Raw genomic sequence first — 12,029 nt, 5'->3', positions numbered from 1 at the left:
ATCAGGATCCGGTGGACCGGGTGCTGGTTCTCAGCGACGCGGACCGCGCGGCGCTGAATGCGCAGGCTGGCCGCGGACTCTTGTTGGCACTGGCGGCGCAAGGCGCCATGGGGCTCGCAGCAGCAGTAATAGCGGGGGTTGTCGGAGGGGCGGCGGCAGGTTGGTCGGCGCTGGCGGGGGCAGGAGCGTATTTCATACCCAATGCGTTGTTCGCATTGCGCCTGGCTGTCAGCGTTCGGGCCGGTAAGGCCAGTCCCTTTACCTTTCTCTCTGGTGAGTTGATCAAGTTGTTCGCAACGGCTTTGCTGTTGTGGCTGCTTTCGCGTGTGGCGCAGGACAGCATCGTCTGGCCCGCCGCGCTGCTGGGTCTGATACTCACCCTGAAGGGATATCTCCTGCTTTTGATGTTCCGCAAGTTGTCATAGCGCTGCCGGGTGGGTTACGGCAAACGGAATCGTGGAATCGTCCGGCTCGCAAGGGCTCGGGCATACAGCAAATAGGGTAGGATTCAAATGGCTGCTGCCAGCGACGTGTCGCCTCAGTCCGCGTATATTCAGCATCACCTGGTGCATCTGAACAATACGGGCGAGAAACAGAGCGCAATTGCTCAGTTCGACATCATCAATTACGACTCGTTGTTCTGGTCCGGCCTGACGGGTCTGATCGTCATCTTCTTCCTGTGGCGCGCCGCCAGCCGCGCGACCGCCGGCGTTCCGGGCCGCTTCCAGGCCTTCGTGGAAATGATCGTCGACATGGTCGACGATCAGGCCAAGGGCATCGTCCACAACGCCAAGAGCCGTCTCTTCATCGCTCCGCTCGCGCTCACCGTGTTCCTCTGGATCATCCTGATGAACGCGCTGGACCTGCTGCCCGTCGACCTGCTGCCGTCGATCTGGCGCTGGACCGGCCTGGGCGCGCACCACGGCGACCCCCTCTACTACCACCGCGTGCTGCCGACGGCCGACCTGAACGTGCCGATGGGCATGTCGCTGGGCGTGCTGCTGCTGATGTTCTACTACGGCATCAAGATCAAGCACCCGGGCGGCTTCGTCAAAGAGCTGTTCACCGCGCCGTTCCACGCCCATGGCGTCGGCGCCATCGTGCTGGCTCCGTTCAACCTGCTGCTGAACCTGATCGAATACGCCGCCAAGTCCGTGTCGCTGGGCATGCGGTTGTTCGGCAACATGTTCGCCGGCGAATTGATTTTCATGCTGATCGCCCTCTTGGGCGGTGCCTGGACCGGTTTCAACGGCGCCAGCATCGGCTTGGGAATCGGCCACGTGCTGGCCGGCTCGATCTGGGCCATCTTCCACATCCTGATCGTGTTGCTCCAGGCCTTCATCTTCATGATGCTGACCCTGGTGTACCTCGGCCAGGCGCACGAAGGCCACTGATCCCCCGAATTTCCGGCGTCGGCCTCCCGGCCGGCGCTGGATAGCAAGATCATCTTGCATTGAGCAGTACCACCATTCTTTTTTTGTTTTTTGACTTCAGATTTCTAACCAAGGAGTTGTCATGACCAACGTCGCTTTCGTTGCTCTCGCTTGCGGTCTTATCATCGGTCTGGGCGCTATCGGCGCTTGCATCGGCATCGCACTGATGGGCGGCAAATACCTGGAAGCTTCGGCTCGTCAGCCTGAACTGATGAACGCTCTGCAAACCAAGATGTTCCTGCTGGCTGGCCTGATCGACGCGGCATTCCTGATCGGCGTGGGTATCGCCATGCTGTTCGCCTTCGCCAACCCGTTCGTCGGCTAAGGCACGCCCGCCGGCGAAAAGGCGGGTCATGACGCTGGCGGCGATGAGGGCTTGAGCCCCGTCGCCGGCCGGCAAAGTATCGAGTGCTCCGCGTTGCCCACCCCGGGTGCCGTCGGAGCCGCAAGGTGTTAAAGGAACGACCGTGAATCTGAACGCGACGATCATTTTCCAGATGCTCGTGTTCTTCGTTCTGGGCTGGTTCACGATGAAATTCGTGTGGCCTCCTCTGACGAAGGCGATGGACGAGCGCCGCCAAAAAATCGCCGACGGCCTTGCCGCCGCGGAGAAGGGCAAGGCCGATCTGGCCCAGGCCCAGGCGCGCGTCAGTCTGATCGAGGCTTCTGCCAAGTCCGAAAACCACGCCCGCATCATCGAGGCCGAGAAGCAAGCCGCCTCCCTGATCGAGCAGGCCCGCCGTGAAGCGGAAGCCGAGCGTGCCCGCATCGTGGCGCAAGCTGCACAGGATGCCGCGCAGGAAGTCCAGCGCGCCCGTGATTCGCTGCGCGACGACGTCGCCGCGCTGGCCGTCAAGGGTGCTGAACAGATCCTCAAGCGCGAGGTTGACGCCCGCGCCCACGCCGAGCTGCTGAACCAGCTCCGCGCGCAGCTTTAATCCGGGACCGTCATGGCTGAACTTTCCACTGTTGCCAGGCCGTACGCCGAAGCCCTGTTCGCCGCCGCGCGCGACGACAAGGCCGGCCTGCAGGCTTGGGCCGACCTGGTCAGCGAGCTGTCGCAGGTCGCCTCCAACCCCGACGTGCGCGAGGCCATGGCCGACCCGCGTCTGGGCGACAAGCAGCGCGTCGAGCTGTTCACTGGCCTGGTAAAGGCCGAACTGCCCCAGGCCGCCCGCAATTTCATCGAGCTGCTGGTCGAAAACGACCGGTTGCTGCTGCTGCCCGAGATCGCCACGCAATTCGTGGTGCTGCGGAACCGTCACGACGGCACGGCGCAGGCGGAAATCACCAGCGCGTTCGAGCTGAGCGATGCCCAGGTCCAAGAACTGGTCGCCGGTCTCGAGAAGAAATTCGGCCTGAAGCTCAAGCCCGTCGTCACCGTCGACCAGTCGTTGATCGGCGGCGTGCGCGTGGCCGTCGGGGACCAGGTGCTCGATACTTCCGTACAAGCCCAATTGGCCCGCATGCGCGATACGCTCGCCGCTTAAAGGCAGCACTAACAGGATTCCAGGAGTCAATATGCAACTCAATCCCTCCGAGATCAGCGAACTGCTCAAGAGCCGCATCGAGGGCCTGGGCGCTTCGGCTGATGTCCGTACTCAGGGCACCGTCGTGTCCGTGACCGACGGTATTACCCGCATCCACGGCCTGTCCGACGTGATGCAGGGCGAAATGCTCGAATTCCCCAACAACGTCTTCGGTCTGGCGCTCAACCTCGAGCGTGATTCCGTCGGCGCCGTTATTCTCGGTGACTACACCGGCGTGTCCGAAGGCGACGCGGTCAAGACGACCGGCCGCATTCTGGAAGTGCCGGTCGGCCCCGAGCTGAAAGGCCGCGTGGTCAACACGCTGGGCGAGCCGATCGACGGCAAGGGCCCGGTCAACGCCAAGGCCACCGACATCATCGAAAAAGTGGCCCCCGGCGTTATCGCCCGCCGCTCGGTGTCGCAGCCGCTGCAAACCGGCATCAAGGCTATCGACTCGATGGTTCCCATCGGCCGCGGCCAGCGCGAACTGATCATTGGCGACCGCCAGACCGGCAAGACCGCCGTGGCCGTCGACACCATCATCAGCCAGAAGGGCAAGGGCGTCACCTGCGTGTACGTCGCCATCGGCCAGAAGGCTTCGACGATCAACAACGTGGTGCGCAAGCTGGAAGAGCACGGCGCGATGGAATACACCATCGTCGTGGCTGCCTCGGCTTCGGACTCCGCCGCCATGCAGTACCTGGCCGCCTACGCCGGCTGCACGATGGGCGAATACTTCCGCGATCGCGGCGAAGACGCCCTGATCGTCTATGACGACCTGACCAAGCAAGCCTGGGCCTACCGCCAGGTCTCGCTGCTGCTGCGCCGTCCGCCGGGCCGCGAAGCCTACCCGGGCGACGTGTTCTACCTGCACTCGCGCCTGCTCGAACGTGCCGCTCGCGTGAACGAAGACTATGTCGAGAAGTTCACCGACGGCGCCGTCAAGGGCAAGACCGGCTCGCTGACCGCGCTGCCGATCATCGAAACCCAGGCAGGCGACGTGTCGGCCTTCGTTCCGACCAACGTGATCTCGATCACGGACGGCCAGATCTTCCTGGAAACCGACCTGTTCAACGCCGGTGTGCGTCCCGCCATCAACGCCGGTATCTCGGTGTCGCGCGTGGGCGGTGCCGCCCAGACCAAGGTCGTCAAGAAGCTGTCCGGCGGTATCCGTACCGACCTGGCGCAGTACCGTGAACTGGCCGCCTTCGCGCAGTTCGCCTCGGACCTGGACGACGCCACCCGTCGCCAGCTCGAGCGCGGCAAGCGCGTGGTCGAACTGCTCAAGCAGCCGCAATACCAGCCGCTGCAAGTGTGGGAACTGGCCGTCACGCTGTACACGGTCAACAACGGCTACCTGGACGACGTGGACGTGGCCCAGGTGCTGTCGTTCGAGAAGTCGCTCAAGGACCAGCTCAAGGCCAAGCACGCGGCCCTGATCCAGCGCGTCGAAGACACCAAGGAACTGTCCAAGGATGACGAAAGCGAACTCGCCGCCGCCATCCAGGAATTCAAGAAGCACGGTGCTTTTTAAGAAAGTGATGGGTTAGGCGTCTGCGGCGCCTCACCCATCCTTATCGGATGGTTGAGGCGCAAGCGACAACCCATCGGCCAGTCTTCACAGGAAAGCGCAATGCCCGGAATTAAGGAAATCCGAACCAAGATCAAGAGCGTGCAAAACACGCGCAAGATCACCAAGGCGATGGAAATGGTCGCCGCATCCAAAATGCGCAAGGCGCAGGAACGGATGCGCGCGGGCCGTCCGTACGCCACCAAGGTGCGCGAGATCGCCGCGCACCTGATGCAGGCCAACCCCGAGTACAGCCACCCGTACCTGGTCGAGCGCGAAGTCAAGGCGGTCGGCGTGGTCATGGTGACGACGGACAAGGGTCTGTGCGGCGGCTTGAACACCAACATCACCCGCGTGGTGTTGACGAAGCTGAAGGAGTTCGAGAAGAACGGCATCGCCGTTCAGGCGACCGCTTTCGGCAACAAGGGCGTGGGCGTGCTGTCCCGTATCGGCGCCAAGCTGGTTTCCCAGGAAGTGCAACTGGGCGACAAGCCGCAACTGGACCGCCTGCTGGGCGCGATCAAGGTGCAGCTGGACGCCTACCTGGAAGGCCGCATCGACGCGCTGTACGTGGCGTCGACCCGCTTCGTCAATACGATGAAGCAGGAGCCGTTGTTCCTGCGTCTGCTGCCCCTGGCCAGCGGTTTGGAAGATCCGTACCAGACGGGCGCCGAAAGCCTGGCCAAGACTTCGGAAGTGAAATCGGATTACAGCTGGGATTACATCTACGAACCCGACGCTCGTAGCGTGATCGACGACCTGCTGCAGCGTTACGTTGAAGGCCTGCTGTACCAAGCCGTGGCCGAGAACATGGCTTCGGAGCAGTCGGCCCGGATGGTCGCCATGAAGGCGGCGTCGGACAACGCCAAGAAGGTCATCGGCGAACTGCAGCTGGTCTACAACAAGACCCGCCAGGCCGCGATCACCAAAGAAATTTCGGAAATCGTAGGGGGCGCTGCCGCCGTCTGAGGCAGGCAGCATCCCGTCAAAAGCTATCAAGCAAGGAATCGACATGAGCAACGGAACCATCGTTCAGTGCATCGGCGCCGTGGTGGATATTCAGTTCCCCCGCGATCACATGCCCAAGATCTACGAAGCGCTTACTCTGGTCGACGAGGGTTCCTCGTTCGCCGAAAAGGGTCTGACGCTGGAAGTGCAGCAACAGCTGGGTGACGGCGTGGTGCGTACCATCGCCCTGGGCTCCAGCGACGGCCTGCGCCGCGGCATGAAGGTCGCCGGCACCGGCGCCCCGATCTCGGTGCCCGTCGGCACCGGCACGCTCGGCCGCATCATGGACGTGCTGGGTCGTCCCATCGACGAAGCCGGCCCGATCCAGCACGAAGAAAAGCGTGGCATCCACCAGCCGGCTCCCCGTTTCGACGAGCTGTCGCCGTCGGTGGAACTGCTGGAAACCGGCATCAAGGTTATTGACCTGGTGTGCCCGTTCGCCAAGGGCGGCAAGGTCGGCCTGTTCGGCGGCGCCGGCGTGGGCAAGACCGTCAACATGATGGAACTGATCAACAACATCGCCAAGCAGCACAGCGGCTTGTCGGTGTTCGCCGGCGTGGGTGAGCGTACCCGCGAAGGCAACGACTTCTACCACGAAATGGAAGAGTCGAACGTTCTGGACAAGGTCGCCATGGTGTTCGGTCAGATGAACGAACCTCCCGGCAACCGTCTGCGCGTGGCGCTGACCGGCCTGACGATGGCCGAGAAGTTCCGCGACGAAGGCCGCGACATCCTGTTCTTCGTCGACAACATCTACCGCTACACCCTGGCCGGTACCGAAGTGTCGGCACTGCTGGGCCGTATGCCGTCGGCGGTGGGCTACCAGCCCACGCTGGCCGAAGAAATGGGCAAGCTGCAAGAGCGCATCACGTCCACCAAGACCGGCTCGATCACCTCGATCCAGGCCGTGTACGTGCCGGCGGATGACTTGACCGACCCGTCGCCCGCCACCACCTTCCAGCATTTGGACTCGACCGTGGTGCTGTCGCGTGACATCGCCGCCCTGGGTATCTACCCGGCCGTGGATCCGCTGGATTCGTCCAGCCGCCAGCTCGACCCGCAAGTCGTCGGCGAAGAGCACTACGCCGTGGCCCGTGGCGTGCAGCAGACGCTGCAGCGCTACAAGGAACTGCGCGACATCATCGCGATTCTGGGCATGGACGAACTGTCGCCCGACGACAAGCAGGCCGTGGCCCGCGCCCGCAAGATCCAGCGCTTCCTGTCGCAGCCGTTCCACGTGGCCGAAGTGTTCACCGGTTCGCCCGGCAAGTACGTGCCGCTGGCCGAAACCATCCGTGGTTTCAAGATGATCGTGAACGGCGAGTGCGATGCGCTGCCGGAACAGGCCTTCTACATGGTCGGCTCGATCGACGAGGCCTTCGAGAAGGCCAAGAAACTGCAATAAGGAACCGATATGGCTACCCTGCATGTGGATGTCGTCAGCGCAGAGGAAGCGATCTTCTCCGGTGAGGCGAAGTTCGTGGTGCTGCCTGGCGAAGCGGGTGAACTGGGCATTCTGCCCGGCCACACCCCGCTGATTTCGCGCATACGCCCCGGGACGGTCAAGATCGTTCGTGCCGACCAAGGCGAGGAAAACATCTTCGTCGCCGGGGGCATTCTGGAAGTGCAGCCGGGCAGCGTGACGGTCCTGGCCGACACCGCCATCCGTGCCGCCGACCTGGACGAGGCCCGTGCCCTGGAAGCGCGCAAGCGCGCCGAAGAGGCCCTGGCCAACGCCAAGGACAAGGCCGACATCGCGGTTGTCGAAGCCGAGCTGGCGATGCTGGCGGCGCAAGCCATCGCCGCGCGCAAGCTGCGTCAAGGCGGTCGCTCGCACTGAGCGCACGACCTGCCGGGGTTCGCCCCGGATCCGAAAAAAGCGGCCATCGGCCGCTTTTTTCATGCCCGCTCGCTGGCCGGGCACTTCGGTCGGCCGCAGCCCCGCTGCAGCCCCGCTTGCGTTCACTACGAATGGCTGGCCACGTTCTGCAACGGTAGCCTGCAATCTTTGGAACGCAATCCGGGAGGAACTGCATGCGAGAAACCATGGATTGCGGGGTGCTGCTCACCCCGGGCCACGAAGTCACCATGGGCCATTGGGTCGCGCGCGACCAGCCCCGGCTGGCGCGGGTGCGCCTGCACCTGGTGCCGCTGCGCACGCCGGGCGGCGCGCCGGATGGCCCCGACGTCCACGCGCTCGCCGGCCTGGCCGTCGGCCTGCGGCGCTACGACCACTGCATCCTGCCGGTCGCGCCGGCGTCGCTGGCCTGGACCCGCATGTCGCTGCAGCAGGCCGCCGGCGCGCTTGCCACGCCCATCCTGCTGTTCGTGCACGACATGACCGCGCCGGCCATCGAGGATCTGCTGCGGCTGGGCGCGTCGGACTTCCTGGCCGCGCCATATTGCCTCGAAAGCCTGCGCGTGCGGCTGGGGCGGCTGGCCCGGCGCGCGCCACTGCTGGCCGAAGGCTTGCGCGAACCCGAGGCCGCGTACGCCGCGGGCGGCGCGCGGCCGCCCGGCAAGCCTTGCGGCGGCCGGCCACAGGTACCACGGCAGGTGTTGCAGCAGGGGCTGGCCGGGCTGCGCTACCAGCCCGGCCGCGACGCGCAGGAGGCCTTCCGGCTGGCCAAGGCGCGGGTGGTCGATGGGTTCGAGTCCGATTACATCCGCCTGGCGCTGTCGCGCCATCACGGCAACGTGGCGCGCGCCGCGCGCGCCTCCAGCAAGCACCGGCGGGCGTTCTGGGCGTTGATGCGCAAGCATGGCATCGATGCCGCGCCGTATCGGCGCCAGGCCGCCATGCATGCCGAAGACGCGGCCGACGCCGGCTGAAGCCGGCTGGTTTGCGCGCCGGCAAACGGCGGCGGCGCCGCTGCCATGCCCTGTCAGCTTGGGGAAGTAAAATCACGGCTTCCGATCATCGAGGATAGTCGTGTCTGCTTCCGTCTTGAAGAACGATGTGTTCTTGCGCGCGCTGTCGCGCGAGCCCGTGCCCTACACCCCGATCTGGCTGATGCGCCAGGCCGGCCGCTACCTGCCCGAGTACCGCCAGACGCGGGCCCGGGCCGGTTCCTTCATGGGCCTGGCTCAGAATCCGGACTACGCCTCGGAAGTCACGCTGCAGCCGCTGGAGCGCTTCGACCTGGACGCGGCCATCCTGTTCTCGGACATCCTGACCGTGCCGCACGCCATGGGCCTGGGCCTGGACTTCGCCGAAGGCGAGGGCCCGCGCTTCGCCCGTCCGGTACGCACCGAGGAAGACGTGGCACGCCTGGCCGTGCCCGACATGGACAAGCTGCGCTATGTGTTCGACGCCGTCAGCACCATCCGCCGCGACCTGGACGGCAAGGTGCCGCTGATCGGCTTTGCCGGCAGCCCCTGGACCATCGCCTGCTACATGGTCGAAGGGCAGGGCAGCGACGACTACCGCCTGATCAAGACCATGCTGTATGCGCGGCCCGACCTGCTGCATCGCATCCTGGAGATCAACGCCGAGGCCACGCTGCAGTACCTGAACGCGCAGATCGCCGCGGGCGCGCAGGCCGTGATGCTGTTCGACAGCTGGGGCGGCGTGCTGGCCGACGGCCTGTTCCAGCAGTTCTCGCTGGCCTACACCCGCAAGGTCGTGGCCGGCCTGACCCGCGAACACGAAGGCCGCCGCGTGCCGGCCATCGTCTTCACCAAGGGCGGCGGCCAGTGGCTCGAGGACATCGCCGCCTGCGGCTGCGATGCCGTCGGCCTGGACTGGACGGTGGACCTGGCCGCGGCGCGGCGCCGCACCGGCGACTCGGTCGCGTTCCAGGGCAACCTCGATCCCATGGCGCTGTTCGGCGGCGCCGATGCCATCCGCGCCGAGGCGCGCCGCGTGCTCGACGCCTTCGGCCCGGTGGGCAAGGGCGGCCATGTCTTCAACCTGGGGCATGGCATTTCGCGTTTCACGCCACCCGAAGCGGTAGCCGAATTGGTCGACGAAGTCCACCGTCACAGCCGTTCGCTCAGAGGGTAAGTGAGTGAACGCTTCGGCCCGCAGGGCCGGGCATCGAGGCCCCCGGCGCGCAGTTGTGCACAGCAAGATTGCGCTCGGGGAAAACCCTCTAGAAGCTAGTTTACAATCTTGGAAGTTTACTTAAGTCGATGTTTTTAATGGAATAAAATAGGTTTTCAACAGGGTTGCAAGAGTTGATGCAATCTTGCCTTATTCCAATTTCTAACGTTGCTCTCGCCTTTTCCCCAAAGTTATCCACAGGCAGGGCTGGAGTCCCGGCAGGGATTGCGGCGACAATCCTTCCTGGCCCGGGCGCCGGCCCGGCCCGCTCCTCCAGGCACCGTCATCACGCCCGTTTCGGGCCAGTTCCGTTCATGTTCCGTTCGCTTCTCCATGTCTGAAGACTTCGCGCTGGTCGAATCCACGCCGGCCGCGCCGGCGGCGGTCTGCTGGGTGCGTGTCGCGCTCGACGTGCCGCTGCCCGGCCCGTTCGACTACCGTCACCACGAACCCGTCGAGGCGGGCCTGCGGGTGATCGTGCCGTTCGGACGCCGCAAGCTGATCGGCGTGGTGGTGGACAACCCGGCCGAGCCGTCCTACGAACCGAAGCAGATCAAGCCGATCGAGGAAGTGCTGCGCGACCTGCCGCCCTTCGACGAGGCCTGGCTGCGCCTGGCGCGTTTCGCCGCCGAGTATTACCAGCGGCCGCTGGGCGAGGTGATGCTGCCGACGCTGCCGCCGCCGCTGCGCAAGCCGACCGCCTATCAGGGCAAGCGCTCGGCCGGCGGCCCGGTGGCGCGGCTGGACGGACGCAAGCGCAAGGCGGTCCGCAACCCGGCCGAGGCCGACCAGCCGCCTGAACTGAACGATGCGCAGCGCGAGGCCGTGGACACCATCGCCGGGCTCGCCAAATTCAAGCCGGTGCTGCTGTACGGCGTGACCGGCAGCGGCAAGACCGAGGTCTACCTGCGCGCCGCCGAGAAAGTGCTGGCCGCTGGCCGCCAGGTGCTGCTGCTGGTGCCGGAAATCAACCTGACGCCGCAGCTGGAGGGCGCCTTGCGCGCCCGGCTGGAAGGCCTGGTGGGCACGGATGGCCTGGCGGTGCTGCACAGCGGCCTGTCCGATGGCGAACGGTTGCAGGCCTGGGCGCGCGCGCAGCGCGGCCAGGCGCGCATGCTGCTGGGCACGCGCATGGCGATTTTCGCGCCCATGGGCGAACTGGGCCTGATCGTGGTGGACGAAGAGCACGACGCCTCGTACAAGCAGCAGGACGGCCTGCGCTATTCCGCGCGCGACCTGGCGGTGTGGCGCGCGCACGACCTGGACATCCCGGTGGTGCTGGGCTCGGCCACGCCGTCGCTGGAGACCTGGCAGCACGCCGAGCGCGGCCGCTACCTGCGGCTGGCGCTGCCGACGCGCGCGCGCGCCAGCTCGCTGCCGGCCATGAAGCTGGTGGACACGCGCCGCCTGCCGATGAAGCACGGCATGTCGCCGCAGCTGCTGGAAGCGCTGGCCGAACGGCTGGCGCGCAAGGAACAGTCGCTGATCTTCCTGAACCGGCGCGGTTTCGCGCCGGTGCTGCACTGCCAGTCCTGCGGCTGGGTCAGCAACTGTCCGCGTTGCACCGCCTTCACGGTGCTGCACCGCACGGCTGGCCGCGGCCACCGCCTGCAGTGCCACCACTGCGGCTACCAGGCGCCGGTGCCGCACGCCTGCCCCGAATGCGGCGACCAGGACCTGGCGCCGATGGGGCGCGGCACGCAGCGGGTCGAGGAACACCTGGCCGAACTGTTTCCCGAGGCGCGCATCCTGCGCATCGACGCCGACAGCACCCGCAAGAAGGGCAGCGCCGAGGCGCTGTTTGCGTCGGTGCACGCGGGCGAGGTCGACATCCTGGTCGGCACGCAGATGGTGTCCAAGGGCCATGACTTCGCCCGGCTCGGGCTGGTGGGCGTGCTCAACCCCGATTCCGCCTTGTTCGCGCACGACTTCCGCGCGCCCGAACGGCTGTTCGCCCAGCTGATGCAGGTGGCCGGCCGCGCCGGGCGCCACCAGGGAAACGGCCAGGTCATCATCCAGACCGGCTATCCCGAACAGCCCGTGTACCAGGCGCTGCTGCGCCACGACTACGCGGGCTTCGCGCGCCACGCCCTGCAGGAACGCGAAAGCACCGGCCTGCCGCCGTTCGCCTACCAGGCGCTGCTGACGGCCGAGGCGCGCGAGCTGGCGGTGGCGCAGGCCTTCCTGCAACAGGCGCGCGCCCTGCCCGAAGGCGAGTGGGCCGCCGACTTCCCGGGGCTGGACGCGGTCATGCTGTACGACCCGGTGCCGCTGCGCGTGGTGCGGGTGGCCAACGTCGAGCGCGCCCAGCTGCTGGTCGAAAGCGCCAGCCGTCCGGCGCTGCAGGCCTTCCTGGCGTCGTGGTCGCACCACCTGCCGTACCTGGCCAACGAGGCCCGGGTGCGCTGGCAGCTGGAGGTCGACCCGCTGGAAATCTGACACGC

12 protein-coding genes are annotated in these 12,029 nt (G+C 65.8%); all 12 read left to right on the top strand.

Features of this window, described 5'->3' with window-relative positions; genetic code table 11:
- Positions 1–11: 11 nt before the first annotated feature.
- The 12 genes from I6I07_RS05210 to I6I07_RS05155 all read left to right on the top strand — a co-directional run bounded on the left by I6I07_RS05210 (position 12) and on the right by I6I07_RS05155 (position 12,024).
- The gene (locus I6I07_RS05210; RefSeq protein ID WP_006392529.1) at positions 12–425 is read left to right on the top strand and encodes an ATP synthase subunit I; all 414 of its coding nucleotides are present in this window, start codon (positions 12–14) and stop codon (positions 423–425) included.
- 87 nt (positions 426–512) lie between these two features.
- Positions 513–1,394 (top strand): F0F1 ATP synthase subunit A, encoded by an 882-nt coding sequence (gene atpB, locus I6I07_RS05205; RefSeq protein ID WP_006392530.1) that lies wholly within the window; start codon positions 513–515, stop codon positions 1,392–1,394.
- A gap of 121 nt (positions 1,395–1,515) precedes the next feature.
- The gene (gene atpE, locus I6I07_RS05200; protein ID WP_003815363.1) at positions 1,516–1,758 is read left to right on the top strand and encodes a F0F1 ATP synthase subunit C; all 243 of its coding nucleotides are present in this window, start codon (positions 1,516–1,518) and stop codon (positions 1,756–1,758) included.
- 142 nt (positions 1,759–1,900) lie between these two features.
- The gene (locus I6I07_RS05195) at positions 1,901–2,371 is read left to right on the top strand and encodes a F0F1 ATP synthase subunit B (RefSeq protein ID WP_006227275.1); all 471 of its coding nucleotides are present in this window, start codon (positions 1,901–1,903) and stop codon (positions 2,369–2,371) included.
- 12 nt (positions 2,372–2,383) lie between these two features.
- On the top strand, positions 2,384–2,923 hold the full coding sequence (locus tag I6I07_RS05190; protein WP_006392531.1) for a F0F1 ATP synthase subunit delta: 540 nt from the start codon (positions 2,384–2,386) through the stop codon (positions 2,921–2,923).
- Positions 2,924–2,954: 31 nt separating this feature from the next.
- A complete protein-coding gene (atpA, locus tag I6I07_RS05185) occupies positions 2,955–4,496 on the top strand; it encodes a F0F1 ATP synthase subunit alpha (RefSeq protein ID WP_006392532.1) in 1,542 nt (513 codons plus the stop codon).
- 99 nt (positions 4,497–4,595) lie between these two features.
- Positions 4,596–5,501 carry a F0F1 ATP synthase subunit gamma gene (gene atpG / locus I6I07_RS05180; protein WP_198485879.1) on the top strand — a complete coding sequence of 302 codons (906 nt, stop codon included), beginning with the start codon at positions 4,596–4,598 and terminating at the stop codon, positions 5,499–5,501.
- A 43-nt stretch (positions 5,502–5,544) separates the two neighbouring features.
- The gene (atpD, locus tag I6I07_RS05175) at positions 5,545–6,945 is read left to right on the top strand and encodes a F0F1 ATP synthase subunit beta (RefSeq protein ID WP_198485878.1); all 1,401 of its coding nucleotides are present in this window, start codon (positions 5,545–5,547) and stop codon (positions 6,943–6,945) included.
- A 9-nt stretch (positions 6,946–6,954) separates the two neighbouring features.
- Complete coding sequence (locus tag I6I07_RS05170; RefSeq protein WP_006392535.1) at positions 6,955–7,380, top strand: F0F1 ATP synthase subunit epsilon; 426 nt, start codon at positions 6,955–6,957, stop codon at positions 7,378–7,380.
- A 194-nt stretch (positions 7,381–7,574) separates the two neighbouring features.
- Positions 7,575–8,372, top strand: a complete 798-nt coding sequence (locus I6I07_RS05165; protein WP_198485877.1) for a hypothetical protein — start codon at positions 7,575–7,577, stop codon at positions 8,370–8,372.
- A gap of 100 nt (positions 8,373–8,472) precedes the next feature.
- Complete coding sequence (hemE, locus tag I6I07_RS05160; protein ID WP_198485876.1) at positions 8,473–9,546, top strand: uroporphyrinogen decarboxylase; 1,074 nt, start codon at positions 8,473–8,475, stop codon at positions 9,544–9,546.
- 372 nt (positions 9,547–9,918) lie between these two features.
- Complete coding sequence (locus I6I07_RS05155) at positions 9,919–12,024, top strand: primosomal protein N' (protein ID WP_198485875.1); 2,106 nt, start codon at positions 9,919–9,921, stop codon at positions 12,022–12,024.
- The last annotated feature ends 5 nt before the right edge of the window (positions 12,025–12,029 follow it).

Origin of the sequence: Achromobacter deleyi (assembly GCF_016127315.1) — a bacterium.
In the GTDB taxonomy this organism is placed as follows: domain Bacteria; phylum Pseudomonadota; class Gammaproteobacteria; order Burkholderiales; family Burkholderiaceae_B; genus Achromobacter; species Achromobacter insuavis_A.
Note: the sequence above shows the minus strand (reverse complement) of the source record. Positions and strands in the feature narration are given on the sequence as shown.

Coding starts and splice junctions, on each gene's coding strand:
- I6I07_RS05190 (WP_006392531.1), top strand. CDS start 2,384: ATGGCTGAACTTTCCACTGTTGCCAGGCCGTACGCCGAAGCCCTGTTC.
- I6I07_RS05170 (WP_006392535.1), top strand. CDS start 6,955: ATGGCTACCCTGCATGTGGATGTCGTCAGCGCAGAGGAAGCGATCTTC.
- I6I07_RS05155 (WP_198485875.1), top strand. CDS start 9,919: ATGTCTGAAGACTTCGCGCTGGTCGAATCCACGCCGGCCGCGCCGGCG.
- atpE (WP_003815363.1), top strand. CDS start 1,516: ATGACCAACGTCGCTTTCGTTGCTCTCGCTTGCGGTCTTATCATCGGT.
- atpG (WP_198485879.1), top strand. CDS start 4,596: ATGCCCGGAATTAAGGAAATCCGAACCAAGATCAAGAGCGTGCAAAAC.
- atpB (WP_006392530.1), top strand. CDS start 513: ATGGCTGCTGCCAGCGACGTGTCGCCTCAGTCCGCGTATATTCAGCAT.
- atpA (WP_006392532.1), top strand. CDS start 2,955: ATGCAACTCAATCCCTCCGAGATCAGCGAACTGCTCAAGAGCCGCATC.
- I6I07_RS05165 (WP_198485877.1), top strand. CDS start 7,575: ATGCGAGAAACCATGGATTGCGGGGTGCTGCTCACCCCGGGCCACGAA.
- atpD (WP_198485878.1), top strand. CDS start 5,545: ATGAGCAACGGAACCATCGTTCAGTGCATCGGCGCCGTGGTGGATATT.